Here is a 786-nt window from a genome sequence, read left to right on the forward strand (position 1 = left end):
CCGCTCATCTGACAACCTGGCCCACGCACTGGTAGGAGATTTGGAAAGCACGTTCGAAGAGTATGGCTTCGATGTTGAAGAAGTAGCAGAAGATGTTGAACCCTGGTGGGAGCAACATCGGCACCCCCGCATTGCAGAAGCAATCTGGCAGGAGAATCTTCATGGGGGTGCCGACGGATAACCTGGCCTAGCCACCTAGAAACCGCGTAAAAAGCTCCAGAGACTTGCTGATGAAGGTCGGAACCTTCATCAGCACGTTCAGAGCCAGCAGAACGGTACGGAATCTTTCCATGCGCTCCTGGGAACTAGTGGCTTTTCCAGCAGAATTCGGTGTCTTCAAGACAGCCTCCTTGATTGGGAACGGGGCACAGCAAATCGCTGCTACCGCTTATAGTGCTCAGCAGCGCACTTCACGCAGTTCGTAAAATATCTCGAGGAGAAAACAGGCCCAGGAGAAGCCCAAACACAGCCAGAATCAGAGCAACAAGCAGGCACCCAAGGATCAACAGGAATTAGAGCGGAAAACACCTGCTGTGAGCATCAAGAACAATCCCCAAGAGCGCAGTGCTGGTTCTTCTGACAATTTTGTAAGCGCCTGATAGGTGACCTGGCAGTCACCTCTGGGGGAGTACGGTTTCCGTGGCGAGGAATTGGCTAAGGATGTTGAACCCTGGTGGGAGCAACATCAGCACCCCGAACTATGGAAGCAACCCGGCAGGAAAAACTAGCTGAGCAATGAAGCTCAAAACCAGCACAAGCTATACCAACTCCATAGGCCACAGAACC

Annotated in this window: 2 protein-coding genes; one reads left to right on the plus strand and one right to left on the minus strand. The window is 52.5% G+C overall.

Annotation, left to right across the window (positions count from 1 at the left end; genetic code table 11):
* A partial coding sequence (locus tag L7A20_RS11830) for a hypothetical protein (protein ID WP_237223679.1) occupies nt 1-181 on the plus strand: 181 nt, incomplete at its 5' end.
* 6 nt (nt 182-187) lie between these two features.
* On the opposite strand, the gene L7A20_RS11835 is transcribed toward L7A20_RS11830, so the two are convergent.
* On the minus strand, nt 188-340 hold the full coding sequence (locus tag L7A20_RS11835) for a hypothetical protein (RefSeq protein WP_237223680.1): 153 nt from the start codon (nt 338-340) through the stop codon (nt 188-190).
* Between the last annotated feature and the right edge of the window lie 446 nt (nt 341-786).

It is taken from the genome of Rothia nasimurium, from assembly GCF_928381415.1.
GTDB lineage: Bacteria > Actinomycetota > Actinomycetes > Actinomycetales > Micrococcaceae > Rothia > Rothia nasimurium_H.